This window comes from Streptomyces sp. NBC_00448 (assembly GCF_036014115.1).
Lineage (GTDB): Bacteria > Actinomycetota > Actinomycetes > Streptomycetales > Streptomycetaceae > Actinacidiphila.
On sequence record NZ_CP107913.1, the window covers coordinates 3,054,498 to 3,077,228 of the forward strand.

General features: G+C 73.8%; 18 protein-coding genes. 7 read left to right on the plus strand and 11 right to left on the minus strand.

Annotated elements, in window-relative coordinates; all coding sequences use genetic code 11:
- Positions 1 to 38: 38 nt before the first annotated feature.
- The 4 genes from OG370_RS12915 to OG370_RS12930 form a co-directional block, all read right to left on the minus strand.
- Positions 39 to 617, minus strand: coding sequence for a DUF1707 SHOCT-like domain-containing protein (locus OG370_RS12915; protein ID WP_328463705.1), 579 nt, complete (start codon positions 615 to 617; stop codon positions 39 to 41).
- A 51-nt stretch (positions 618 to 668) separates the two neighbouring features.
- Positions 669 to 1,730, minus strand: a complete 1,062-nt coding sequence (locus OG370_RS12920) for a LacI family DNA-binding transcriptional regulator (RefSeq protein ID WP_328463707.1) — start codon at positions 1,728 to 1,730, stop codon at positions 669 to 671.
- A gap of 121 nt (positions 1,731 to 1,851) precedes the next feature.
- The gene (locus OG370_RS12925) at positions 1,852 to 2,184 is read right to left on the minus strand and encodes a hypothetical protein (protein ID WP_328463709.1); all 333 of its coding nucleotides are present in this window, start codon (positions 2,182 to 2,184) and stop codon (positions 1,852 to 1,854) included.
- Between the two features lie 5 nt (positions 2,185 to 2,189).
- Entirely contained in the window at positions 2,190 to 3,161 is a 972-nt protein-coding gene (locus OG370_RS12930) for a DUF6772 family protein (RefSeq protein ID WP_328463711.1), read from the minus strand.
- A 101-nt stretch (positions 3,162 to 3,262) separates the two neighbouring features.
- Here OG370_RS12930 and OG370_RS12935 point away from each other — a divergent pair, with 101 nt between their 5' ends.
- Positions 3,263 to 4,564 carry an MFS transporter gene (locus OG370_RS12935; RefSeq protein WP_328463713.1) on the plus strand — a complete coding sequence of 434 codons (1,302 nt, stop codon included), beginning with the start codon at positions 3,263 to 3,265 and terminating at the stop codon, positions 4,562 to 4,564.
- 82 nt (positions 4,565 to 4,646) lie between these two features.
- Here OG370_RS12935 and OG370_RS12940 read toward each other — a convergent pair whose 3' ends face one another.
- Positions 4,647 to 5,321, minus strand: coding sequence for an SCO2400 family protein (locus tag OG370_RS12940; RefSeq protein WP_328463715.1), 675 nt, complete (start codon positions 5,319 to 5,321; stop codon positions 4,647 to 4,649).
- Positions 5,322 to 5,677: 356 nt separating this feature from the next.
- Here OG370_RS12940 and efeU point away from each other — a divergent pair, with 356 nt between their 5' ends.
- From efeU to efeB, 3 genes are all read left to right on the plus strand, one after another.
- Positions 5,678 to 6,526 (plus strand): iron uptake transporter permease EfeU, encoded by an 849-nt coding sequence (efeU, locus tag OG370_RS12945; RefSeq protein WP_328463717.1) that lies wholly within the window; start codon positions 5,678 to 5,680, stop codon positions 6,524 to 6,526.
- A 150-nt stretch (positions 6,527 to 6,676) separates the two neighbouring features.
- Entirely contained in the window at positions 6,677 to 7,855 is a 1,179-nt protein-coding gene (gene efeO / locus OG370_RS12950) for an iron uptake system protein EfeO (protein WP_328463720.1), read from the plus strand.
- 3 nt (positions 7,856 to 7,858) lie between these two features.
- On the plus strand, positions 7,859 to 9,175 hold the full coding sequence (gene efeB, locus OG370_RS12955; RefSeq protein ID WP_328463722.1) for an iron uptake transporter deferrochelatase/peroxidase subunit: 1,317 nt from the start codon (positions 7,859 to 7,861) through the stop codon (positions 9,173 to 9,175).
- Between the two features lie 92 nt (positions 9,176 to 9,267).
- On the opposite strand, the gene OG370_RS12960 is transcribed toward efeB, so the two are convergent.
- Positions 9,268 to 10,419: a helix-turn-helix domain-containing protein gene (locus OG370_RS12960; protein WP_328463724.1), complete on the minus strand. Its 1,152-nt coding sequence runs from the start codon at positions 10,417 to 10,419 to the stop codon at positions 9,268 to 9,270.
- A 355-nt stretch (positions 10,420 to 10,774) separates the two neighbouring features.
- Here OG370_RS12960 and OG370_RS12965 point away from each other — a divergent pair, with 355 nt between their 5' ends.
- From OG370_RS12965 to OG370_RS12975, 3 genes are all read left to right on the plus strand, one after another.
- On the plus strand, positions 10,775 to 11,803 hold the full coding sequence (locus OG370_RS12965) for an esterase/lipase family protein (RefSeq protein ID WP_328463726.1): 1,029 nt from the start codon (positions 10,775 to 10,777) through the stop codon (positions 11,801 to 11,803).
- 200 nt (positions 11,804 to 12,003) lie between these two features.
- Positions 12,004 to 12,780: an SDR family NAD(P)-dependent oxidoreductase gene (locus OG370_RS12970; RefSeq protein WP_328463728.1), complete on the plus strand. Its 777-nt coding sequence runs from the start codon at positions 12,004 to 12,006 to the stop codon at positions 12,778 to 12,780.
- 73 nt (positions 12,781 to 12,853) lie between these two features.
- On the plus strand, positions 12,854 to 13,693 hold the full coding sequence (locus OG370_RS12975; protein WP_328463730.1) for a helix-turn-helix transcriptional regulator: 840 nt from the start codon (positions 12,854 to 12,856) through the stop codon (positions 13,691 to 13,693).
- An 88-nt stretch (positions 13,694 to 13,781) separates the two neighbouring features.
- On the opposite strand, the gene OG370_RS12980 is transcribed toward OG370_RS12975, so the two are convergent.
- The 5 genes from OG370_RS12980 to OG370_RS13000 form a co-directional block, all read right to left on the minus strand.
- A complete protein-coding gene (locus tag OG370_RS12980) occupies positions 13,782 to 15,080 on the minus strand; it encodes an extracellular solute-binding protein (RefSeq protein ID WP_328463732.1) in 1,299 nt (432 codons plus the stop codon).
- On the minus strand, positions 15,077 to 16,015 hold the full coding sequence (locus OG370_RS12985) for a hypothetical protein (protein WP_328463736.1): 939 nt from the start codon (positions 16,013 to 16,015) through the stop codon (positions 15,077 to 15,079). The genes OG370_RS12980 and OG370_RS12985 overlap by 4 nt, the downstream gene beginning before the upstream one ends.
- Positions 16,012 to 17,691 carry a VWA domain-containing protein gene (locus OG370_RS12990; RefSeq protein WP_328463738.1) on the minus strand — a complete coding sequence of 560 codons (1,680 nt, stop codon included), beginning with the start codon at positions 17,689 to 17,691 and terminating at the stop codon, positions 16,012 to 16,014. The genes OG370_RS12985 and OG370_RS12990 overlap by 4 nt, the downstream gene beginning before the upstream one ends.
- A 133-nt stretch (positions 17,692 to 17,824) precedes the next feature.
- A complete protein-coding gene (locus tag OG370_RS12995; protein WP_328463740.1) occupies positions 17,825 to 20,614 on the minus strand; it encodes a serine/threonine-protein kinase in 2,790 nt (929 codons plus the stop codon).
- Complete coding sequence (locus OG370_RS13000; protein ID WP_328463742.1) at positions 20,611 to 22,659, minus strand: serine protease; 2,049 nt, start codon at positions 22,657 to 22,659, stop codon at positions 20,611 to 20,613. The genes OG370_RS12995 and OG370_RS13000 overlap by 4 nt, the downstream gene beginning before the upstream one ends.
- Positions 22,660 to 22,731 lie beyond the last annotated feature (72 nt).

Consider the following 22,731-nt stretch of genomic DNA (forward strand, 5'->3'; position numbering starts at 1 on the left):
GGCGAGACCGTACGGCGATCGGCACCGGTGCGGCGCCGCTACCCCGCCCGCTTCGTCGTCACTCCGCCCCACATCGCCAGGCCGCGCACCCTGATCCTCGGCGCCCCCGCCACCCCGGGCCCGCTCGCCTTGCGCCCGAACAGCCCCAGGAAACCCACCCCGTTGACGTACACCTCGGCGTCCGCCGGGACCACGATCTTCATCCCGCCCCAGAACGCGTACGCGCGGATGCGGGTTTCGGCCCCGGTGAACCGCGCCTCGCTGAGGTCGATCACGCCGCCGCCCCACACACACAGCGCCGTCATCGAACGCGGCACCGCCCAGGCGCCCTTGCGCGCGAACCCGCCGAAGACGGCGACCGCCCACCGCGACCCCCACCCCGCCCGGGCCGGCGACGCCCCGGTATCCCTACCCGCGCCCGCGGGCAGGTCCCGGGTGAGAGCGTCCAACTCGGCGTAGCGCTTGGCGCCGTAGGCCGCGCTGACCCGCGTGTCGAGTTCGGCGAAGTCGATCCGCCCCTCGGCCGCCGCCTCGCGCAGCGCCTCGGCGACCTGCTCGCGGTCGCGGTCGGAGGGCCGCAGCTCCTCCCGGCGGACCCGCGCGGGGAGTTCCGTCATGCCCCGATGCTCTCACGCACCGGCCGCGCAAGGGCCGACGCGGCCGAGGATTCAGGCGGCGGTGACCGGGCGGGGCCCGCTCGACTCGCGCACGATGAGTTCGGGCTTGATGAGGCGCCGCACCGGTGGGCTCGTCTCGCCGGCGACCCGCTGGAGGACGAGCGAGACGGCGAGTTCGCCGATCAGCCGGGTGGGCAGGCGGACCGAGGAGAGCGAGGGGCGCATCCACGCGGAGTAGGCGTGGTCTCCGTATCCGACCATGCGCACGTCGTCCGGCACGCGGATGCCCCGCTCCGCCAGCGCCCGGGCGACCCCGAGGGCGAAGTAGTCGTCCCCGACGGTGACGGCGTCGAACGCGGTGTCCGTGTCGAGGAACTCGCGGCAGGCGCGATACGCCTCCTCCGGTCGCCAGTCGGACTCGCCGGTCTCGAACCGCCGGCTCGGCACCGGAACCGTGCGCGAGGTCGTGCCGGCCACCTCGGCGAGCGCGCGGGCGAACCCGCGCTGCCGGTTGGCGATGGTGCTGATCGCCAGGTCCTCCTCGAAGCTGACGATCGACCGGGCGCCCTGGCTGAGCAGATGGCGGACGGCGGCGTACTCCCCGGCCTCGCTGTCGACCCCGACGAAGTCGCAGCTGAGCTGGTCGATCTCGCGTGACACGGCGACGACGGGGATGCCCTCGGCGCGGACCCGGGCCCACGGGTCGCGCTCGCCCTGGACGGGGATCACCACTGCTCCGGCCAGGCCGGCGTCGGTGATCCGCGTGGCGATGCCCGCCTCCTGGCTCGCGCTCTCCTCGGTGATGAAGAGGTCGAGCGCGTAGCCGGCCGCGCGGGCGCCGGCCTCGATCGCCCCGATCAGCTCGGAGGCGAACACGTGGGTCGAGGACGGGATCGTCAGGCCGATGGTCCGCGACCTCGACCGGGCCGCGGGGGCGGGTTCGGTGCCGGGACGGGACGCGCCCGGCGTGATGTACCCGATCCGGACGGCCTCTTCGAGGACGAGGTCGCGGGTGCGGGTACCCACGCCGTCCTTGCCTCTCAGCGCCCGGGAGACCGTGTTGACCGACAGACCGAGGTTCTCGGCGAGGTCGCTCAGGGTGCTGCGTCGCATGGTGGCCACCGTCCTCGCCCCGCCTCCTTGTCGTCAGCTCACTCTATCCACCGCCGCGTCGGCCGGGTCCCGCTCCCTGCCGCTCCCTGCCGCCCCCTCGGCCGGGTCCCCGGGCCAGCGCTCACTCCTTGAGGGCGAGGTAGATCCGCGCCAGCGGAGCGGTGCGCCCGCCGGAGCGCTGGACGACCAGCCGCAGCCAGTGGCCGAAGTCGCGCAGCGGGAGGGTGATCACGCCGCTCGCGGCGGCCTTGACGGCGGGCGCCTCGTGGTCGACCCAGGCGAGACCGTCGGCGGACACCTGCGGGGTGAGGGTGACGGTGGCCTCCTCGCCCGGTTCGAGGAACTGCACGAACCAGCGGGCCTCGCCCGCCCACGCGACTTCGAACGGCTCGGTGGCGAACTCGTCCTCGACGCGGATGCCGCGTTCGAGGACGGCGGTCTGGGATTCACGCATGGTGGTCACCAATCTGCCGAGATCACGACGGAGTCGAGGTAGAGGAAGTTGCGCTGCCCGCTGAGCGTGCGCACGGAGAAGTAGAAGTTGAGCAGGTTCTCCAGCGAGCCGTAGCGCTCCTCGTAGGGCGGGACGGGGACGTGCGACCAGTCCATGGTCCGGTCGTTGAGCTGGAGTTCGACGTTGCGGCGCGCGTCCGTGTCGATCACCCAGCGCAGGTAGTGCCAGTTGACCTTGGTCGGCACCTCGTTCATGCACAGTTCCTGCGGGTCGCCGTAGGCTCGCCAGTCCTCCGGGTTCGGCGCCGTGAAGTCCGCGGCGTACGGGTGGTCGACCTTGCCCTCGTAGTGCTCCCGCGGGGTCGGCTCGGGGACGACGGGGTACATCCACTGCCGCCGCATCCGGCCCTCGGCGTCGGCGTTCTGGTAGCGCGCCACCGTGTGGTAGCGCAGCCCGCCGTCGCCGCACAGGTCCGTCGCGACGGTGAAGGCGCCGAACTGGGCCTCCGACGGGTGCTGGTTGCCGTCCCACGCCATGTCGCCGAACCCGTCGACGGCATCGGGCCCGACGGTGGCCTCGGCCTTGTAGGCGAGGTACGCCTCGATCTGCAGCAGGCCGCGACCGCTCATCGTCAGCCGGCGGATCGCCGTCGCCGTGTGCCCGGGGTGGGGGCGGGTGGCGAGCTTGAGCGCGTAGGTGCCCGACATCGCGCCGTGGGTGCCGACGTCGAAGAAGTCGCACGAGGACAGCTGCGGCGGGCGGAAGTCGCGGAAGTGGCGGTCGAGCGAGTCGTAGTCGCCCCGCCCGTTGTAGTTGCCGCCGAGCTCCACCCAGCCGTGCAGGCCGGAGTTGAAGTCGTCGTGGGCGAGTATCCGGCGCAGGGGGTTGAACCGGGACAGCGCCGGGTCGGTGCTGCGCAGGGCGTCACGCAACTGGGACCCGAGGTCGCCGTCCGGGGTGGACGTTGAGGTCGTCATGGTCATTAACGTTATTGGTAACGTGAAAAAAATACAAGAACCTTGATTCTTGGCGGATGCGGTCGTTAGGGTGCCGATGTCCACTGACGGAAGGTTCAGCAATGGCGCGAACTCGACGGCTCACGCGTACCACCCTCGCTTCCGCGGTCGGCAGCGCCCTTGAGTGGTACGACTTCTCCCTCTACGGCACGGCGGCGGCGCTCGTGCTGCCCAAGGTGTTCTTCCCCGGCGACGGTGCGACGGCCGGGACCCTGGCGTCGCTGGCGACGTTCGCGGTGGGCTTCTTCGCCCGACCGGTCGGCGGCATCGTGATCGGCCTGCTCGGCGACCGGTTCGGGCGCCGGCAGATGCTGTTCGTGACGCTGCTGCTCATGGCGGCGTCCTCGGTCCTCATCGGCTGCCTGCCGTCCTACGGGCAGGCCGGGGTCGCCGCGCCGGCGCTCCTCGTCGTCCTGCGGGTGTTCCAGGGACTCGGCGCGGGCGGGGAGTACGCCGGGGCCATGCTCCTGTCGGCGGAGCACGCCGAGAAGGGCTCCCGCGGCTTCCACGCCTCGATACCCAGCGTCGGCAACGCCTTCGGTTCGGTGATCGCGACCGGGATCTTCTTCCTCTTCCAGCAGATCCTCTCCGAGCACGCGTTCCTCGCGTGGGGCTGGCGCGTGCCGTTCCTGCTCAGCGTGGTCCTCGCCGCGGCCGGCTACATCATCCGGCGCAAGGTGGAGGACAGCCCGGAGTTCACGGCGGCTGTGCGGACGAAGGGCGTCGTCCGCGGCCGGTTCCCGGAGATGCTCCGGCTCAGCGGGCGCCGGGTGCCGTTCGCGATGCTCATGAGCATCGCGCCCAACGTGCTCACCTACCTGCCGTCGGTCTACGCCCTGACCTACCTGTCGAAGACCGTCGGCATCTCCAGCTGGATCGGTCTCGTCGGGATCATCATCGCCAACATGATCAAGTTCGTCACCATCCCGACCGCGGGCCGGCTCGCCGACCGGATCGGCGGTCGCCGCGTGATGATCATCGGATCGGTGGCCGGCGCGATCCTGCTCTACCCGTTCTTCGCGATGCTCGACACCGGGACACCGGTCGTGGTCTGGGCCGCGCTCGTGATGATCTTCACCCTGTGCTGCGACATGACGCTCGCCTCCCAGGCGGCCATGCTCTCAGGGCTCTTCGACGTCCGCGTCCGCTACACCGCGGTGACGTTCAGCCGGGAGATCACCGGTGCCGTCGTCGGCGGCACGATCCCCTTCGTCGCCGCCGCCCTCACCTCCGCGGGGGACGGCCGGCCGTGGCTGGTCTGCGTCTGCTGCGGGGTGCTGTGCGCGCTCGGCGTCGTCGGCACCGCGTTCCTGCCGGAGGACCGGCGCTCGGTCGACACCGCGCCCGCCGCGCTGGTCGCCTGAGCCCGCGGTCCGGCTCCGGGCGGCCGTCACCTCCGGTCCGGGGTCGGCCGGGTGCGGTGAACGGCCGCTCCTCACCCGGCCGTTACCCGCACCACCACAGCACCTGCTTGCACGGGGTCTGGGTCGGGGAAGGGGAGGACGACGGCGGCGGCGGGGTGGTCGGCGCGGTGGACGGGCTCCGGGACGGCGGCTTGGGGCTGATCGAGCCGGTCACCGGGGACGCCGGGGTGCTCGGGGTGCCGCCGCCGGGAGTGGCGGTGGGCGACGCGGAACCGGACGCGGTGGGCGAGGTGGTGGGGGTCCCGGACGAGGAGGTCTGCGGGCCGCCGCTCGGCGCGGCGTGGTCGGGGCCGGCGCCGGACCCGTCCGGCGAGGTGTCGCCGGAGGTGGGCGCGGGCGGGTTGTGGTCGAGCGGGGCCGGCGGGGTCCCGTCGCCACTGGACCCGCCGGACAGCGCCGCCACCGAGAGCATCGCCGCGGCGCCGACCGCGGCGATCACGCCGATCCCGTAGACCGTGGCCCGCTGCCGGCCGCGCCTGGCCTGGTGGGCCGCCTGCCCGCGGGCCGCGAGCCGTCGCGCGGCCCGCCCGCCGCCGTGGGCCGCGTCGTCGGCGGGACCATCCCCGTCCGCGCCGACCGCCGGGAGTTGGGCGGTCTCGCCCACCGCGGGCAGCGCGAGCCGGTCGGCAGGGGTACCGCATCCCGGGCACGAGTAGGCGCCGTTGAGATGGCGTCGGCACGCGTAGCAGTAGTCCATGGCGGAAGGGACACTAGGGGACGGGTGTGGCGAGAGGGAACCCTCGCTTTCCGCTTGCCGTGCGTTTGCCCGGAAACTCCGCGGCGGGCGACCGCCGATGGCAGGAACGGAACGTCCCCGCGGCGGCGATGGGCACCTTCGCCGGGGCCGGGTCGGCCGACCGTAAAGAGGTGGCCAAGGTCGGGTGAGCCGCCCCACATCGGGTCCGGTTTGCCGCGGATTGCGTGCACCCGCGGGCTTGACGCGTACCGGGCGGGGTCCGTACTAATAAGGGTGACCTAAGCTAGGGCAGCCTCCCCTTAGCTCCCTTACCGCCAAGCTCCGGCCGCCCCGCGCCGGCACCGACAAGGACCCCTATGCTCCCCACGTTCGTGATCGGACTCCGCGAAGGTCTCGAAGCGGCCCTCATCGTGGGCATCATCGCCTCCTTCCTCGGCCAGCAGGGCAGGCGCGACGCGCTGAAGAAGGTGTGGATCGGCGTCGGCATCGCGGTGGCGATCTGCGTGGCGGTCGCCGTGGCGCTCCAGATCTTCTCCAGCGACCTGCCGACCCGCCAGCAGGAGCGGTTGGAGACGGTGGTCGGCGCGATCGCCGTCGTCATGGTCAGCTACATGGTGCTGTGGATGCGCCGCCACTCCCGCGACCTGCGCAAGGACCTGGAGGGCGCGGCCGGCCGCGCGCTGTCCGAGGGTTCGGCGTCGGCGCTGGTGATGATGGCCTTCCTCGCGGTGCTGCGCGAGGGGTTCGAGACGTCGGTGTTCCTGCTCGCGACCTTCAACGAGAGCAACAACCCCTGGTACGGCGGCGCCGGCGCCACGCTCGGCATCCTGGTCGCCGTGGTGGTCGGCTACGGCATCTACCGCGGCGGGGTGCGGATCAACCTCTCCCGCTTCTTCCGGATCACCGGCATCGTGCTGATCCTGGTCGCCGCCGGCCTGGTCTCCACCGCGATCATGACCGCGTACGAAGGCGGTTGGATCGACCGGAACAACCAGGCGTTCGACCTGTCCTGGCTGGTCCGCCCGGGCACCCCGACCTCCTCCGTGGTCACCGGCGTCCTCGGCATCCAGCCGTTCCCGAGCTGGGCCATGGTGATCGGCTGGCTGGTCTACACGGTCCCGATGCTCGCGGTCGTGCTGTGGCCGGCCCGCCGCAAGAAGGCCGCCGCCAAGCAGCCCTCGGCCGAGCCCGTGCAAGCCGGCTGAACCCGCGCGCGCCGGCCGGTTCGTACCGGCCGGCCGCCCCTCCCCCGCGTGCCGGCCGCCCCCGGAACCGGCGTACCTCGCGCCGCCCCGTGCACACCGCACCACCACCGTCTTCCGCCGTGCCCCGCGCGGCCTCACCAAGGAGCCCTCGTGAACCCCGCTGCCACCCACCGCCGAGTCCTGGCCTGCGCCGCGACCGTGATAGCCGCGGGCATGCTGCTCACCGCCTGCGGCGGCGACAAGGGAGACAAGGGCTCCTCCGGCACGGACGCGAAAGCGGCCGGCGCGAAGACCTCCAAGGTCACCATCACCATCACCGACAAGGGCTGCGCGCCCAGCCCCGCCAAGGCGCCGGCCGGCACCGTGAAGTTCACCGTCGCCAACAAGAACTCGGCGAAGGTCACCGAGGCGGAGCTGCAGGACCACGGCAAGATGCTCGGGGAGAAGGAGAACCTGACCCCGGGCCTGTCCGGCGACTTCACCCTCAACCTCGACAAGGGCACGTACTCCGTCTACTGCCCCGGCGCGAGCACCAACCGCTCCGCGTTCACCGTCACCGGCGCCGTCAAGAAGACCTGGAAGGACGACCCGCAACTGGTCGCCGCCACCCAGCAGTACGGCACCTGGATCGACGGCGAGGTCAAGCAGCTCGTCACCACCACCGCCGCGTTCACCGCCGCGGTCAAGGCCGGCAAGCTCGACGAGGCGAAGACCCTCTACGGCAAGGCCCGCGTGCACTACGAGCGGATCGAGCCCACCGCGGAGATCTGGGGCGACCTGGACGGCCGGATCGACGGCCGCGCCGACGACGCCGCCACCCCGGCGGACTTCACCGGCTTCCACCGCATCGAGCAGGCGATCTGGCAGCAGAAGTCGCTGGCCGGCATGGGCAAGCTCGCCGACCAGCTCAACGCCGACGTCAAGAGCCTCAACGACCAGGTGCCGACGGTCGAGTACCAGCCCGCGGTGATCGCCAACGGCGCCACCGACCTGGTCAACGAGATCCAGTCCTCGAAGATCACCGGTGAGGAGGAGCGGTACTCGCACATCGACCTGCTCGACTTCGACGGCAACCTGGCCGGCGCCAACGAGGCGGTCGACGTGCTGATGCCGACGCTGAAGAGGAAGGACCCGGCGCTGGCCGCCGAGGTCACCCAGCGCTACCAGGCCACCGCGGCCGCCCTGAAGAAGTACGCCGCCACGCCCGGCTACGAGGACAGCGGCTACGTGGACTACCGGAAGGTCACCGCCGCCCAGCGGCGTACCCTGTCCCAGACCGTGGACGCCTACGCGGAGTCCGTCTCCAAGATCGCCGGAAAGATTGCCTGACCAGTGACCGACAGCACCCCGGACATCACTCCCGAACCCGAAGAGCGGCGGCCCGAGGCGGCGGCCGCCGTGAGCAGGCGCCGGCTGCTGGGCGCGGTCGGCGCCGGGGCGGCGGTGGCCGGGGCCGCCGTCGGCGTGGGCGGCACCGTGCTGGCCCGGGGCGGCTCGTCCGGCTCGGGCGGCAACGGCTCCGGCGGCGCGGCCAAGAGCCAGATCGTCGCCTTCCGGGCCGGCCACCAGGCGGGGATCGCCACCCCGTCGCAGGACCGGCTGTGCTTCGCCACGTTCGACGTGACGCCGGGCGTGACCCGCGCCGACCTGGCGGAGTTGCTGAAGACGTGGACGGCCGCCGCGGAGGCCATGACGCTCGGCAAGCCGGTGCCCGGCGACGTCGGCGACCTCAACGCCCCGCCGGACGACACCGGCGAGGCGGTCGGCCTCGCGCCCGGCAACCTCACCATCACCATCGGGTACGGCCCCTCGCTCTTCGACGGCCGCTTCGGGCTGGCCGCGCGCCGCCCCTCCGCGCTCAAGACGCTGCCGCACCTGCCGAAGGACAACCTCGACCCGGAGAACTCCGGCGGCGACCTGTGCGTGCAGGCGTGCGCGGACGACCCGCAGGTGGCCTTCCACGCGATACGCAACCTGCGCCGGCTGGCCTTCGGCACGCTGGCGCCGCGCTGGATGGAACTCGGCTTCGGCCGCACCTCCTCCACCACGCCGCAGCAGGCCACCCCGCGCAACCTGCTGGGCTTCAAGGACGGCACCCGCAACATCGACGCGACCGACGCGGCGCTGATGGGTCAGCACGTGTGGATCGGCGACGAGGAGCCGCAGCGCTGGGCCCGCGGCGGGTCGTACCTGGTCAGCCGGAAGATCCAGATGCGGATGGAGCAGTGGGACCGGGACCGGCTCGGCGACCAGCAGGACGTGTTCGGGCGGTTCAAGTCCAGCGGGGCGCCGCTGACCGGGAAGGCCGAGTACGACACCCCCGACTTCCACGCCAAGTCCGGCGGGCAGTACGTCATCCCGGCCGACGCGCACATCCGGCTGGCGGCCCACGAGAACAACAACGGGCTGCGCATCCTGCGGCGCGGCTACTCGTACACCGACGGGATCGACCCGGAGACGGGCGACCTGCTGGGCGGGCTGTTCTTCGTGGCGTTCATGAAGAGCCCGGACCAGTTCAGCACCCTCCAGCGCATTCTCGGCCAGCACGACGCGCTCAACGAGTACATCCAGCACATCGGCAGCGGCGTCTTCGTCACCCCGCCCGGCCTCGCGGCCGGCCAGGACTGGTCCACCCAGCTGTTCGGCTGACCGCCGGGCCGGCCGGCCCGACGCCGGTCGAATGCGGCCAACGGCCCTCCAGGGGTGGCCCGTTGGCCAACCGCCGTGCCGCCGACGGCTGATCAGCGGCTGGGCAGCGGGCGGTGGGCCAGCACCCGGCCGCGCAGGGCGACTTCGAGTTCGAAGCGGGCGTCGGCGTCGGCGAGCGCGGGGCCGAAGAGGTGCTGGACCTGGTGCAGCCGGCGGCGGGCGGTCTGCGGGTGGATGCCCAGCCGCGCGGCGACGTCGGGCGCGCTGCCGCGGTTGGTCTGGAGCCAGGCGAGCAGCGTCTCGGCGAGCCGTTCGCCGCGTTTGGGAGTGAGCGCCGCCAGCGGGCGCAGCCGCCGTTCGGCGATCAGTTGGACCAGCGCCGGGTCGCCCAGCAGCATCAACTCGGGCAGGCAGCGGTCGCAGTCGACCAGCCCGCCGCGCTGCCCTTCGGGCAGGCACGCCAGGATCGCCCGGGCCCAGCGCAGCGAGTCCGCGGCCAGCGCGACCGGCACGGTCGGCCCGATCACCGCGGTCCGTTCGTGCAGCACCCGCTGGACCTGCCCGTCGCGCAGGTAGAGCGCGGGCTCGGGCACCAGGAGGAACGGCTGCGCGCCGTCGGTGTCGGCGAGCACCAGGTCGGGCAGCCGGGCACGGGCGGCGGGTGGGCCGGGCGCGGGCGGCGGCCCGAGCGCCACGCAGGCCACCGCGGCCGGGAGCGGCCAGTCCGCGGTGCCGGCCGCCTCCCGTACGGCGTCGGGCGCCGCGGGGCCGACCAGCAGGTCCAGCAGCCGGTGGCGGCGCCGGACGAGGGTGCCCGCCTCGTCGGCCTTCGCCTCGGTGTAGCCGCGCACGGCGGCGGAGGCGAGTTCGTCGAGGCAGGCGAAGATCGCCTCGGCGAGGACGACCATCAGGTCCGCGCCGAGCCCGGAGCGGCGGGCCACCCGGGCGTAGCGGCGCCAGGCGACCCGGCCGCCGAGCCGGTAGGCGGCCTGGAGCGCGTCGAGGCTGCGGCCCTCGGCCAACTCGCCCCGGCCCAGGGCGCGGTGCACCCGCAGCCGGTCCTCGCTGAAAGCACCCTCGGCCCGGCCGGCGGCCAGCAGGTCGGCGAATTCCGCGAGGGCGCTCTCCACGCCCTGCTGGATTCCGGCACCGAAATTCCCGGCGAGCGGCCGGGCGAATTCGGGCACCTGGCGCCGTATCTCGCTGATGATCTCGGCGGCGAGCGAGGAACGCTCCTTTCGCACCTCCCCGGCGAATCGCGGCGGAAAGCGCGTCCACGGTCCGTCCACCGGTGACCTCCGTCGGGCCGGGCTGCGATGCGGTGCGTCCCGGCCCGACACGGCCGGTCCGGCCGGTGCTGGTGGCCCACAGGGGATTATGCGGCGATGTTACCGGCGAGTCAACAGGTGGGGCAGGGGCGGCTGTTCTTCTGCCGCCGATGACAGTTCCGCATTGCGGGCGCACGGTTTCCTGGCATCTCCGCACGCGCTTTTCCGGGCGTCCGGCCGAGGCCGTTGACCGGCCCGACGGCGCTTCCTAGCATCACCGATCGCCGCACTGCCGGAATTCGCATTCCCGAACAAGGGACGGTAACGCCACATGAAACGCACCCTTCTGCGCGGCTGCGCGACGGCCGCCGCCGCGCTCGGCCTGACCCTGGCCGGCACCCAGGGCACCTTCGCCGCCGCCTCCACCACCTCCGCCTCCTCTGCCGCCGCCTCCTCCGCTTCCCCTTCCGCCGGCACGGACGCCGCCGCACCGGCCGCGTCGGGCCGGCTCCCGGTGAACTACCACTTCAGCACCGGCTTCGTCGGCGGGTTCTTCAGCCCGACGAAGGCCCCGGCCGGCGCGAACAACTGGTCGTGCACGCCGAGCGCCGCGCACCCGTACCCCGTGGTGCTGGTGCACGGCACCCTCGAGAACATGAACGACAACTGGGGCGGCGCCGCGCCGCTGCTGGCGAACAACGGCTACTGCGTCTTCGCCTTCGACTACGGCGGCTCCTCGGCGTCCGCCGCGATCCAGGGCACCGGTCCGGCCGAGGACGGCGCGGCGCAGCTCTCCGCGTTCGTCGACCAGGTGCTGGCGGCGACAGGCGCGGCCAAAGTCGATCTGGTCGGGCACTCCCAGGGCGGCATGATGCCGCGCTACTACCTGAAGAACCTGGGCGGCGCCGCCAAGACCGACAAGCTGATCGCGCTGTCCCCCAGCAACAACGGCACCACCCTGGACGGCCTCACCGAGTTCGGCCGCCAGCTCGGCCTGCTGGAGCCGGCCAACCAGTTCGTGGTCGGCCCGGCCTGCGCGGCCTGCGTCGAGCAGGAGGTCGGCTCGGACTTCCTCACCTCGCTCAACAGCGGCGGCGAGACCGTGCCCGGCGTGACGTACACCGTGATCACCACCACCGGTGACGAGGTGGTCACGCCGTACACCAACGCGCTGCTGCCCGCCGCGCCCAACGTCACGAACATCACCGTGCAGGACCAGTGCGGGCTGGACGCCAGCGATCACCTGGAGATCGCGTACGACCCGATCGCGCTGACCGACGTGCTCAACGCGCTCGACCCGGCGCACCCGCGGCCGGTGCCGTGCGAGGTGGTCCTGCCGGTCACCGGGCCGCTGACGTAGCGGACGCGGGTGCGCCGGGCCGGACATCGGGTGGGCGGGACTCCGGCGGGGTGGGCGGGCCGTAGCCAGGGATCGCGGGTCCCTGGTTGAGCCGGGCCTTCATCCGGTGCGCGGACGCGCGCAGGCTGGAGACCGAAGGCGGAGATCGCAGGCCGTACGGACGGTACGGCCGCCGCCCCACCCGCAAGGAGCAGCCCGCCATGACCCAGCAGACCGAGACCCGCGACCGCGTCGCCCTGATCACCGGCGCCAACCGCGGGCTGGGCCGCAGCACCGCGCTGCGGCTCGCCGCGGAAGGCGTCGACTCGATCATCACCTACCGCTCGCACGCCGACGAGGCGCAGGCCGTCGTCGACGAGATCACCGCGCTCGGCCGCACCGCGCACGCCCTGCCGCTGGACACCGGCCGGCTGGAGGACTTCCCCGGTTTCGTGGCGGAGGTGCGGCGGACGCTGAAGGAGGGGTGGCGGCGCGAGGACTTCGACTACCTCGTCAACAACGCCGGGCAGTCCGCCGCCGCGCCCTTCGCGCAGGCCACCGTCGAGGACTTCGACGCGCTGTTCGCGGTACACGTGCGCGGCGTGTACTTCCTCACCCAGGCGCTCGCGCCGCTGATCGCCGACGGCGGCCGGATCATCAACACCTCCTCCGGGCTGACCCGCTTCAGCCGCCCGGGCATGTCGGCGTATGCCACGATGAAGGGCGCGGTGGAGGTCTTCACCCGCTACCTGGCGCTGGAGCTGGGCGAGCGCGGCATCACCGCGAACACCGTGGCCCCCGGGCCCATCGCCACCGACTTCGGCGGCGGCTACCTGCGGGACAACGCGCAGGTGCGCACGCAGCTCGGCGCGGAGACCGCCCTCGGCCGGGTCGGCGAGCCCGACGACATCGGCGGCGTGGTCGCGTCGCTGCTGTCGGAGCACACGGGCTGGATCAACGGCCAGCGCGTCGAGGCGTCCGGCGGCACCCTGCTCTAGCGGAGGACCGTGCCGGCCGGGAGCGGCGGCCGGGCGGGGAACGGCGGCCGGGCAGGCGAGGGAGACTGGGATCATGGACCGAGAACAACTGGCGGACTTCCTGCGCACCCGGCGGGAGGCGCTGCAACCCGAGGACGTGGGGCTGCCGCGCGGGCAGCGGCGCAGGACCAGGGGGCTGCGGCGCGAGGAGGTCGCGGCGCTGTGCGGGATGTCCGCGGACTACTACGGCCGGATCGAGCAGGCCCGCGGCCCGCAGCCGTCCGAGCAGATGCTCGCCGCGATCGCCCGCGGCCTGCACCTGTCGCTGGACGAGCGCGACCACCTCTTCCGGATGGCCGGCCACGGCACCCCGCGCCGCAGCCTGCGCGCGGACCACGTCAGCCCGGGCATGATGCGGATCGTGGACCGGCTGGCCGACACCCCGGCGCAGGTGATGTCGGTGCTCGGGGAGACGCTGCTCCAGACGCAGCCGTCGATGGCGCTGGTCGGCGACCAGACCGGGTACTCCGGCCTGGACCGCTTCATGGTCTACCGCTGGTTCACCGACCCGGTGGCCCGGCTGACCTACCCCGAGCCGGACCACCCGCAGCACAGCCGCTTCTTCACCGCCGGGCTGCGCGAGGGGTACACCGCGCTCGGCCCGGACTCGCCGGCCGGCGAACTCGTGGACGCGCTGCTGGCGTCGAGCGAGGAGTTCGCCGGGATCTGGGGCGACCACGAGGTGGGGCTGCGCAGGGTCGAGATCAAGCGCATGCTCCACCCGGACGTGGGCCTGCTCGAACTGCACTGCCAGAACCTGCTCGACGAGGACCAGTCGCAGCGGCTGCTGGTGTACACGGCCACGCCGGGCTCCGAGTCGTACGACAAGCTCCAGTTGCTGTCGTCCCTCGGCGCGCGGCGGCCCGGCACCTGAACGCCCCCGCTGTCCCGGCCCGCACCCGGTCCGCGCGGGGAGCGTGTTCCAGGCGTCGAGGCGTAGGAGGCGTTGAGGCGGCGAGGCGTCAACCGGTGCCGCCGCCGCAGACCTTCGGCAGCCAGACCATGGTCCGCCGTTTCCGCACCCCATCCAGGATCGTCAACTGGTGCTCCAGCGAAGTGGGTTCGGCCAGGTAGCGCAGCGCGGCGAGTTCGAAGGCGTCCCGCATCACCGCGGGCATCGCGTCGGAGGCGTCGTAGCAGCGTACGGTGCCGGGCGAGTCGAGGGTCCTGGCCGCGGCGAGGCTGACCGGGTCGGCGCCGTAGGCGGAGGTCCGCACCGCGCGGTCGGCGGAGAACGCGGACTGCGACAGGCTCCACTTCTGCTGGACCTCGGGCCGCGCCAGGTAGCTGATCAACTTCCTTGCCTGCGGGGTGTCGTGCAGCATCGCGGCGAGGTCGCCGGAGACCTCCCAGGCGTCCTGGGCGCTGTCCGCCCCGGGGATGAGGTCCGCGGAGTGCACGAAGTCCGCGTCGGAGCGCTTGGGGTCCGCGCCGTTCGCCCAGCCGGCGTCGGCTCGTATGAACGACGACTGGTGCTCCAGGGTGCACGCGGCGCCCCCGCCGGCCGCGGTGCGGGACACCACGTCGTAGGCGCGCGTCACCGCGGGCCGGACGTACGCGGCCTGGCCGGCGCCGACCATGTCGCCCCAGGTCCGCCAGGCCCGTGCGACGCGTGCGTCCGTCCACCGCAGGCGCCCGCCGGCCCACTGCTGGTAGACGGCGGGACCGGCCTGCTGGAGCAGGATGTCCTCGATCCAGTCGGTGGCGGGCCAGCCGGAGGTGGCGCCGGAGACCATGCCCAGGCACCAGGAGCCGGGGGCGGCCGCGGCCGCGGTGCGCTGTCCGGCCGTCATGCCCTTCGGGTACCACACCGCGCTCTTCAGGTCGGTCTTGATCGGCAGCCAGTAGTAGTGCGCGCCCTCGCCACGAGGGCCGTCGACCTTGCGCGCCCAGGGCGCGTTGAAGTCCTTGCCGTCGATCAGGCCGTCCAGCGGGGCGAGTTGGCCCTTGGACGCGTAGTCGGCGAGTTCGCCGGGGCCGGGCAGCACCGCGATGTCGGGCGGCGCGCCGGCCTCGGCGTCGGCGTCGAGCACCTGGCTCTCGGCCGAACTGCCCTGGTAGAGCACGTGGATGTGCTCCTCGGCTTCGAACGGCTGGATCACCTGCTGCCGGAAGAGCGTCTCGTCGCCCCCGCTCCAGTTCGCCAGCAGCGTCACCGAGCCGTTCCCGCCGACCGCCCGCACCACCACGACACCCACCACGGCGACCACCACGAGGCACAGGCCGATGACGCCGTATCCCCGTACGTCCGGCCGCCTCATCGGGACGCCTTGACGCGGTACTCGTTGATCCGCGGCACCAGTGCCCACACGACCAGAACCATCAGTGCCACTCCCCCGGCCACTATCCAGCCGGCCGCCGCGGCGCGGAAGCCGGTGTCCGCCATCCGCCGGGCGACTTCCGCCCCGGCGGTGCTGATCTGCCCGCCCGCGTGCGGCCGCTCCAGCAGCCTGCGGGCATGGAACAGGCCGGTGTGGGTCTGCCAGGTGAAGGCCGCGAGGACCACCGCACCGCACACCAGCAGGCCGCCGGCCGCGACGAGTTGGCGGTTCCAGCGGCGCCGGAACCGGCCCCGGTGGAAGCGGTGTGCCTCCACCAGCGCGGCGGTCAGCGCGACGACCAGCACCGCCGACAGGCACCAGCCCAGCACCAGCGGCCACCCGAACGACGCCTGCCGGCGCGCCACCGCCAGTTGCGCCTGCTGGAGCGCGTTGAGTCGGCTCATCAGCGACGAACCGGTCACCGCGTCACCGGGCGCGCCCAGCACGTCGGCCGCGTCGTGCATGTAGCCGTCGTGCAGCGGCGAGTCCCTCGGGACCTGTCCGGCGAGCCCGATCCAGTACGAGTACGCCGAGATCAGGCCGGTGACCGTCTTGAGGGTCAGCCGGCCGCTCGGCCCGGTGACGTCCTCGGCGGCGGCCGAGGTGAGGATCTGGTTGGCGACCGCGACCTGGGTGGAGAAGCTGCTGGTGCCGGCCGCGTCGGAGGCCGCGTCCTGTTCCGCGTCGGTCCTGGCCTGGAGCAGCGCGTCCTTCGCGGTGTCCACGTCGAGCACGCCGGACGCGGTGGACGACGCCAGCGGCACCGCGTCGCTGTGCACCCCGGCGTAGGAGCCGAGCAGGGCCAGCGTGGTGACCGTGATCAGGGCCGTCAACAGGCAGAGCCGGTGCCACAGTTCGCGCGAGGTGGTGCTCATGGCGCCTCGACCCCCGGCGTGAGGTGGTGCCGGCAGTGCGGGCAGAACTTGGCGTTCGACGGGATCGGGGCCCGGCACTTCGGGCAGCCGACCAGCCCGGCCACGGGCCGCACCTGGAGGTCCCCGGCGGGCAGGCCGTCGGAGGTGGGGCCGTGCGTGGTGTGGGTGCTCGCGGTGATCAGGTGCTCGAACGCGTCCCGGGTCACGCCCTCGCGCAGCACCACGTACCCGTTGGCCGGGTCGCGGATCTCCACGATCCGCTGGAGTTCGGCCAGTTGGCGATGCGCGTTCAGCTCGTGGGCGAGCACGACCGCGATCCCGAGCAGCCGGACCGCGTCGTCGCGCTGCCCGACGCGGAACGCCTCGGCGGCCCGCCCGGCGGTGTCGCCCAGCCGCCGGTGCTTCTCGAAGTGCTCGTCCTCCTCGTTGCCGGTCAGCGCCGGCACCGGGTCGTCGGTCCACCGCACCCGGCACGGCTGGGCCGGTGGCAGCCGCAACTCGGCCGGCCCTGGCGGGTGTCCGCCCGCCGGCCGGAACCGGCTGCCGGGCGCCACCACCTCCACGACCGCCGCCTGAAGGTCCTCGTCCAGCTCCCGCCCCTCCGGATCGACCGTCAGGCACAGCTGGTACCTGCGCACCTCGTTGCCCCAGGCGCGGGTGGTGAAGGCGACCGCGGCACCGGTCGCGGTCTCGGTCGCCGTCTGCGGCAGGATCAGCTCGTTGGGGAACATCTGGCGCAGGTAGCGCAGCCGGCTGCCGGGTGAGGGCGTCACCCGGATCTCCAGCTCCGGCAGCGGCTTGGCCAGCAGCCTCTCGACCAACGCCGCGTAGGCGGAGGGTAGTTCGGACTCGTCGTGCACCGCGTCCGCGCTGCCGTGCAGCCGGGTGGTGACGTCCACCAGCACCTGGGCGTCCCAGTCCTTCCCGATGCCCCAGGCGTCGCACAGGAAGCGGCCCTGCCAGGTGTCGAGCACGGCGGCGAGCGGGTTGCGGTCGTCGTGCTCGTTCCGGCCGTCGGTGAGCATCAGCACGTGCGGGATCGGCGCGGACTGCTCGGCGAGCAACGTGCCCGCGAGGTCAAGCCAGTTGCCCACGCAGGTGCCGCCGCCGGCCTGCATGGCGTACACCGCGAGCGCCGCTTCGGCCCGGGTGACCGCGGAGGCCGGGCGCATCGGGCCGGAGGGCGGGTAGACGGTCACCGCGTGGTGGGTGCCCTTGACGATCGCGAACGGGGTGCCGTCCGGCAGCGCCTTCAGCGCGGTGACGGCGGCCTGCCGGGCCGCGTGGATCTTCTTCTCCGGCACGTTCATCGAGACCGAGCAGTCCACGACGAGGACTTCGGCGAGCGGCGGCCCGTCGGCGGCGGCGTCCGCGGCCGCGGCCTCGTCGATGCCGTCGACGTGCACGGTCAGGATGGCGTGCAGGTCCTGCGCGCCGGCTCCGGCCGGGAGGTACATGCGCTGGCTGATCGCGAGCCCGACGGCCGGGCCGGCCGTGTCCTGGCGGTGCCCGGCGCCCTGGTCCTGGTGCTGGTCCTGGTCCTGGCGCTGGCCCTGGTCCGGCGGCGGGCACGAACCCGCTTCTGCGCCAGGCCCGTTGGGCGGGACCGGTGGCCCGGAGCCGGGCCCGTCACCGTACGCGCCCGCGTCCCCGCTCGTGCTCCCGTGAGTATCCACTGCTGCCTGCTGCTCCTCACCGCTCGCTCGGTCGGTCGCCTCGGTACGTCGGTCGCTCGGAAGGTCGGTCGCTCGGTAGCTGGGTAGGTCGGTCGGAGGGCCCGTGGTCGGCACGGGTCCGCCGCGGGTGCCGTCAGAACCTGCTCTCCGGACGGACCGCGTAGGCCCGGTCGAGAAGCTCGCCGCGCTCGGCCGCGTCGTGCCCCTGGTCCGCCAGGTCGTGCAGCGACTCGTGCAGCAGCGTGCCCAGCCGGCGTCCGTCGGCCGCGCCCTCGAAGAGCTCGCCGGGTGGCAGCGCGGGGAACGGCCGGTCGAGCCAGGCGCCGTCGGGACCGGTCGGCGGCCGGTGGGTGCCGAGCACCGGCAGGCGGGCCAGCCGGTCGCGCAGCCGCGTCAACGCGCCTCCTGCCTGGGCGGGTTGGCTGCCGGACCCGATGCCACGGCTGTACGCCGCCTCCTCGGGCCCGCCCGGCGACGTCGCGGCCGCCAGCCGTCGCGCGTACTCCTGCTCCCGCACCTCCGCGACCAGCCGCTTCTTGGCCGCGCCGGAGGGCTGTTCGGCGATCCGGTCGGCGGCGTCGCGCAGGTCGGCCGCGGTGGGGTCGGCGCCCGGCAGCCGCCCGGTGAGCACCCGGATCATCGCGATCCGCGCGGTGTCGTAATGCCGTGAGGTGGAGGGGACTTCGCCCAGCACCCGGACCGCCGCCGTACGGTGCCCGGCGCGCAGGTGGCCGCGGGCCAGGCCGAACGCGGCGCTGCCCTGGGTGCGGTCGCGTTCCCAGACCGCCTCGTAGTAGCGGCTGACGTCCTGCTCGGGGTCGCGCAGGCGCTCGGCGCAGTAGCCGAGCGCGAGCTTGGGCGCCCACTCGCCGGGCACGATGTCGTAGACGGCCTCGAAGTAGCCCTGCGCCGTGCGCACCTGGTCGTTCATCAGGTCGCGCAGGCCGCGGTGCCAGGCGAGCCGCCAGTCGTAGGACGCGGCGTCCGGGCCCATCAGCCGCTCCGCCTCGGCCAGCCACGCCGCGGCCTGGCCGGCCGCCTCCTCGCCGCCGCGCCACAGGTAGCCGCGGCACAGCCACAGCGCGACCTCGACCGTACGCAGCGGCGGATCGTGCAGCACCCGCTCCGCGACGCGCTCGGGCACCGCCGCGCCCAGCCGGCCGAGGAAGACCACGGCGCCGTCGTCCGGGTCGGGGATCGGCACCGGCAGCGCGCGGGCCACCTCCTTCGGGCCGGGCGCGCCGAACTCCAGCTCCGGTGCGGCCCCGACGGCCTGCCCGGCCCGCCCGCCCCGCTCGGTCCGCCCGCCCCGCCCCGTCCAGTAGCCGGTGCCCGGCGCCTCACCGAGCACCGCGCCGAAGAGCACCGCGGTCGGCTCGAACCGGGTGGAGCGCTCGGGGTGCCGCTCGTGCCGGCTCAGCGCGCGGTGCTCCCGCAGCACCTCCCACAACTGCCGGGACATCTGCGCCGCCGAGGTGAAGCGGGCGGCCGGGTCGTCGTGCGTGGCGCGGGCGATCAGCCGGTCGAAGGAGCGCTCGGCGAGCCCGGCGGCCGGCACCGCCTTGTCGTACAGCTCGTTCAGGGTGCGGCCGACCGTGAACAGGTCGCTGTCGACATGGAACCCGCGCTGACTCAACTCCCGTGACGGCGGGGCGTAGTTGCGGGTGTACGACAGCCGGGTGGCGCGGTCGTCCTTGCGGCGCACCGCACCCAGGTCGATCAACTTGATCTGCCGGCCGTAGTGGATGACGTTCGCGGGCTTCATGTCGCAGTAGAGCAGCCCCTGGTCGTGCAGGTACTCCAGGGCGCCGAGGATCTTGCAGCCGTACGTCACCACGTGGTCGAGGGCGAACGGCTCGCCGAACAGCTCCTCCAGCTCGTCCGGGTTCGACCTGAGCAGCAGGTTCAGCGGGCGCCCGGCGACGTACTCCATCACGATGTAGTCGGTGGGCTCCTCCTCGCCCGGCGCGAGGTGCTTGCGCGAGGAGATGACGCCGACCACGTCCCGGTGGTGCAGCGAGGCGAGCGAGCGCATCTCCTCGACCGCGCGCAGGCGGGCGATCGCGTCGCTGTTGTTGATCTGGGCCTTGAGCACCACCCGCAGGTCCTTCAGCTCGGTGTCCTCGGCGAGGTACACCCAGCTCGTGCCGCCCGGCGAGAGATAGCCGAGCACGCGGTACGTCTGCCGGCTCGCCTCGCCGATCTCGTCGCCGACGCGCAGTTGCGGGCGGAAGGAGTACGGCGTGCCGCACTCGGGGCAGTAGCCGTGGTCGGGTGGCGGCCCGCCGTCGTACGACAGCCCGATGGTGCCGGGGCACTCCGGGATGCCGCAGGGCCGGCCGCCGACGGGCGGCGGGCTGGGGGCGCGGGCGATGCTGGCGAGCGGCGGCGCGGGGATGTCGGGGAGCGGGACGAGGCCGTCGCTGTCCAGGGTGTCGAAGTTGGGGACGGCGGGGGCCGGTGCGAGGCCGGGCCGGGACGCGGCGTCCTCGGCGGAACGGCCGCGCTCTCCCTGGCGGTCACGGTCACCCTGGCGGTCGCGGTCGGCGGTGCGGCGCGTGGCGCGCTGCCGGCGGGCGCGCTCGCGGCGGCTGTCGGTACGGCCGGACTCGCCGTCGGGTAAGTCCGCCGAGCTGTCCGCGCCGGCACGGGGCCCGGGCGTGCGGGGCCGGTCCGCTCCGGGACCGGCTTCGGCTCCGGTACGGGCGGGTGTGGCCGCGGAAGAGGGCGTCGGCGGGGACGGGGGCGCGGGTGCGGGCGACGGCGTGGGGGCGGACGCGGGCGCGGTCCTCGGTGGGGATACGGAGGTGACGCCGCGAGGGCCCGCCGCGGGCGGCATCCGGGAGCAGGTGTCGCAGAAGCCGGTGGACCTGAGGGTGCCGTCGCATCCGGGGCGCGGGCAGCGCACGGGCGGGTCGGTCACGGTCGGGGCTCGCCTCCCTCCTGATCCGGTTCACGTAAAGGGACTTGGCCGAGTTCGGAAGCGTGGCGGGGTCCGGGGGCGCGGTACGGCCCGGCACCGTGGTTGGGCCCGGCACCGTGATGCGGCGCGGCCTCGCGGCCGGGTCCGGCATCCTGGCTCGGCCGGGCAGCGTGGTTCGGCTCCACCTCGTGGTTCGGCTCCGCACGGCGGTTCGGCGACGTACCAGGGTGCGCCTCCGCCCCCTGCCCCGCACCGTCCCCGCTCCCCGGCTGCCCGTCCGTCCCCGGGCCCGACGGCCCCCGCCGCTGCGGATGCCTGCTGTTCCATCGCTCGATGAAGCCGGCGTACTCGCGCATCGCGACCTCCGCGGCGGCCAGGTCGCAGGGCCGGGCGTGCAGCAGTTCGTACGCGGCCTGGTAACGGTCCTCCGCGGCCAAGTCCTCGCTGTCCAAAGCCTGTTGGTGGAGCACCTGGTACGAGTCGAGGCGTCCGATCAGCTCCGCGCGGCGCTCGATCAGCGGGTCGAGGCGCTCGACGGCCTCCCTGATGCGCCGCTCGGCCCGGACCGCCACCCGCTCGAACCGGGCGAGGTCCGGGTGCCCGCCGCGTCCGGCCGCCACGCCGACCGTGCCCGCCATGGTGGTCCGTACCGCGTGCGCCTTGACCAGCGCGTCCAGCGCCCGGTCGCAGTCGGCGCGCACCTCGGCCATCCGCTCGTGCAGCGCGTCGGCGAGCGGGCCGGTGATCTCGGTCAGCATCCCCACCAGCCGCGCCTGCCGCTGCTGGCTCGGCTCGATCACCAACTGGCTCTCCGCGCGGGCGACATGGGCCCCGTCGCGACGGAAGACCAGCAGCATGCGGTCGCCGTGCACGCGCAGCCGGGCGAGCAGGTCGAGCAGCCCGTCGGGGTCGGCCGCCTCGTCGACCCCGACCAGGACGAGGGTGAGGGTGGCCGAGGCGGCGAGGATGCGCCGGACGGCCGCGTCGAGGCCCGTACCGTCGATGTCCTCCCGGCCCTCCGGGAGCACGCCGAGCCGGTCGGCGACCCGCTCGGCGATCCACAGGGTGCTGCGGTCGGACGCGCTGAGCGCCAGGTCGAGGCCACCGGGCGGCGGGTCGGTGTCCGCGTCGCCGGCGGCCGGGCCGGGCAGTTCGCGGTCGGCGAGCCGCAGTGCACGGCAGAGGGTGGTCACCCGCACCCGGTGGTCGGCGCGGACCTGGCTGATCTTGACCTGGCTGCCGTCGCCGGTACGCCGTCGGGTGCGGGCCGGACCGGGCCGGACCGGCGCGCCCGGCGCGCCCGGTGCACCCGGCGCACCCGGCGGGCGCGGCACGGACCTCGGGCGGTCGCCGTGGAACCACTCCGCCAGCCGCTGCGCGAAGTGCGGGTCGAACATGCCCCGTTCGCGGCCGGGCACGTCCAGCCGCTCGTCGACGGCGGCCCAGCCGCGGGTCCAGCCGCGGGCGCGCGGCAGGTGGCGTACGACGGTCTCGGCCGGGCTCAGATACGGGCCCGCGCGGTCGCCGTTCACGTTTCCGGGCAGCGCCACGCCGACGATGTCGCCGGTGGCGGCGTCGGTGACCCCGGCGCCGCCGAAGCCCGCGGCGCCCGGACCGGCCGGCGCCAGCCGGACCCGCCCGTCGGTGCCGCTCGCCACGGCTTCCGTGGCCGCGGCCATCCACCGCCCGGTGCCGTCGGCGGCCGGGAAGCCGTACATCCGCACCCTGCGGTGCGGCACGGACAGCCGGCGCAGTGAACCGGCCGCGCCCGCCGGCCCGGACCCGTCCAGCCGCAGCAGCGCCACCCCGCCCGCCTCGGCCGCGCACACCTGGTCCGCGACCGCGTACAGCGAGACCCCGCCGGCACCGACCAACTCGGCGGTGACGCGCTCTCCTTCGGCGACCGCCCCCGCGTGCGTCAGTACCCATTCCGGGTCGACCAGCACTCCGGCCCCCGCGATCGTCCCATCGCCCCGCCGGATACGTACCGCCCACGACGGCGCCGCCCAGGAGCTCCGGCCGCCGATTCCCCCTTCGGCTTCCATATCAGGCACTCTACGCCTGACGCCCCATCATGTCCGCCCGGTTGGACGGACGATCACCCGTGACCGCGTGGA